Raw genomic sequence first — 3,213 nt, forward strand, 5'->3', positions numbered from 1 at the left:
ACCAGGAATCGGTCTTGAGGTCGTGGGGCACGTCCGCCGCCGTCAGCCGCAGCACATTCCAGCCCGCCGCCGTTAACGCGGCTTGCCGCCGGGCTTGCTCGCCATCGGCGGGAGGCTCGGCCCGAGCGGGGCTGGCTGTTACGGATGAAGGCGTAGCCGTGGCCGGTTCCGTTTCCGCCGCCCGCTGGCCGGTGGGATTGGACAGCAGCAACATGAGGTTGAGGATACTGGCGGGATCGCTGCCCCGTGGCCGACATAGGAACAGGGTCCGCGCCTCGAAACGGAATTTGTTCTTGAATTGCAGGTTCTTGTCGCCGTTGAACATGCCCGCCCCGTGCAACTGGCGGAGGGTCGCCAGCACCGCCGGGTCTTCGTGGCCGCAGGGTTCCAGCCCCGTGCCCAGGGTCGCGCCCAGGCTGAAATAGCGGCAGCCCTCGTCGCGCAGGGTCTCGATGATCCGGCAGATGGCGAATTCCAGCCCGCCCAGCGGCAAGTCTCCCCGGTAGAACTCCAAATCCATGAGGTAGCCATTCACGGGCGGAACGTGGGTGATGACGATGGCGCTGTCCAGCGCCTCGCCGCGCCAGGTCAGGAACAGCCGGTGCTGTTCGCCCAACCGACCGCCTAGCACCGCCGACCGGAACACCGCCAGGAACGGCGGCTCCTGCCCCTTGAGCGCCACCCAATCCGCCGTCAGTTGCAGCAAGGCGGCGTCGATGGCGGCGTTCTGGCCGGGCCGGTAGCCTTCCGTGCGGCACTGTCCGACCTTGGCATAGCGGCTGACCTGATAGCGCAGGCGGTGCATGGGACCACCGTTCAGGGTGAAGCCGTCCAGGGCCGCATTGGCCTGATGGGTGCCGAACGGCGTGGTGGTGAACCCTAAGCCGCGCAGCACGCTGGCTTCTTCCTCGACGGTGAGAATGTCCAGCGGCAAACCCGGCACCGCCGCCCGTAGCGCTTCTATCAACGCGCCGTAACCCGCCGCCGGGCCGACATAAGTCCACACGAACAGCGCGTCGGCACTGCGGTTCAGGTAGAGGAAGCCGCTCCGGTCGGCGGCGATGAACAACTGCGGGGCCAGCACCGCCCGGTTCACCGCGAAGGCCGCTTCGCCGCCGTGGCGGGTCAGCAGTTCCGCCACGGCTTGCGCCAAGTCGGGGCGCTGGGCGAGTTCGGCTTCGCTTAGCAGCCAGGGGCCGGTGTCGTCGGTTGCGGGGGGCATTGTGGGTCGGACTTCAGTCCGACCCGCCGGCCCGGCGTGATCTTGGGGCGGGCTGAAGCCCGACCTACAGGCGTTATCGGGCGCGGGCTGCGACGCCACAAGGCCGGTGACTTCCCGCAAGCGCTCGGCGTGTTCGGCGGCGAAATAATCCGCCAGCGCCGCCAGGGTGAAATACTCGAAGAACAGGGTCTTGGGCAGGTTGCCGAAGGTGGCTTCCAGGGTGCGGGTCAGTTTGAGCACCAGGAAGGAGTCGATGCCGTATTTTTCCAGCGGCGCGTCCGGCTGAATTTTTTCCACCGGCAATTTCAACTCGGCGGCCAGTTGTCCCACCAGGAAATCCCGCGCCGCCGCCCGTAGCTGTTCGGTGTCGGCGGGGACCACGGGTCGGGTTGTAGGTTCGGCGGTAGGTCGGGCTTCAGCCCGATCCGATGCCGAAGCAACCGGAGATGTCGCGATGATGCCGCGTTCACCCGCGTGGTCGCTCGGGGCGGGTGTCGGACTGAAGTCCGACCTGCCATCGTTCGGGGCGGGAGTCGGGCTGAAGCCCGACCTACCTTGATGCGTTGCGGGCGCGGGCTTGCCACCAAAGCTGGCAAGAATCCGGGCCATATCGCCCTGCCCCACCACCCGCTGCCAGCCCGAACCGGCCAGGGCCGATTCAAACGCGGCAAGGCCCGTCGCGGTGTCCAGCGGGTCCAGCCCGACCAGTTCGCGCATCCGCTCGCGGCTGCGTTCCGGCAGGGCCATGCCGCCTTCCAGCCACCACGGCCAGTTGATGGACAGCACCCGCGTCCCGGCCTGCCCGGCGTGGTTCTCGGCGTAAGCGTCGAGGAAACGGTTGGCGGTGGCGTAATCGCCTTGGCCGGGATTGCCGAACGCGCCCGCCAGCGAGGAGAACAGCGCCAAAAAATCCGGGGCCGCGCCCGCCTCGCGCAGGGCTTGTTCCAGAACCAGCGTCCCCGCCAGCTTGGGCCGCAGGATGTCCCGCACGGTAGCCGGTTCCTTGCCCGCCAGGGGACCATCGCGCAGCAGGCCCGCCGCGTGAATCACGCCGTGCAGCCCGCCGAACTTGAGCAAGGCCACCCGCACCACCCGGCGCATCGTGGCCGGTTTGGCGGTGTCGGCGCGGATGTAGACCACCTCCGCGCCCGCCTCGCGCAGGGCGTCCACCGCCTGCCGCCGGGGACCGGCCAGCCGCTCCCGCCCGGTCAACACCAGCCGCGCCCGGTAATGGTTTGCCAGATGCCGGGCGAAAATCAGCCCCAGCCCGCCCGCGCCGCCGGTAATCAGGTACACGCCCTGTTCCCGCAAGGGCACGGGCGCGGTGGGGTCGGCTTGAACGGTTTGCCAGCCCCGGACCAATCTCTCGCCGCCGAGATGACGGATTTCCGCCGCGCCGAACGCGAGGGCGGCGAGTTCCGCCCAAGCCGTCTGGGCTTGCGTTTCGGCGGACGCGGCCACTTGCTCGACCAGGGCGGCGGCGTAGGCGGGTTGTTCTTGCGCCAGGGTCCGCAGCAGCCCGGCCAAGGCGGCGGGGATGATCCGAGCGGCGGGCGTGGGCGCGGCGTAGGTGCTGAGCAAGCGGACCCGGCCCGGCAAGCGGGCGCGGATCAGGGCGCGAGCCAATAAGAACAAGGGCAACAGGCTTTCCGCCGCCGCTGGCCCGTCCGTCGGGTCGCTGTCCGGCCAGCCATGAAGCACGGCGTCCGGCGAAAGGGAGCGCTTCCGCAACGCCTCGAACAGCCGGGAATAATCGTCCGGGTCCGTGGGATTGATGACGAAGCGGCCCGGTTCCGGCTCGGCGAAGCCCGTGCCGCTGTTCACCCGGATGAGTGTGCTGGTATCGCCCGCCAACCGACCCAAGGCGGCGGCGCGGGCCGCGTCGTCATCCAGCAGCAGCACGCGGGCCGACGGATTGGCCTTGCCCAAGGGCGCGGCTTGCCAAACCGGAGCCAATTCCACCAAGCCTATCGCGGGCGCTTGGGACTCTG

General features: G+C 69.0%; 1 protein-coding gene. It reads right to left on the bottom strand.

Going from position 1 to position 3,213, the window contains the following annotated elements:
* The coding region (locus ACXWUF_RS21030) for an SDR family NAD(P)-dependent oxidoreductase (protein WP_458503382.1) at positions 1-3,213 on the bottom strand (3,213 nt) is incomplete at both ends.

Source organism: Methylomagnum sp., assembly GCF_054333355.1.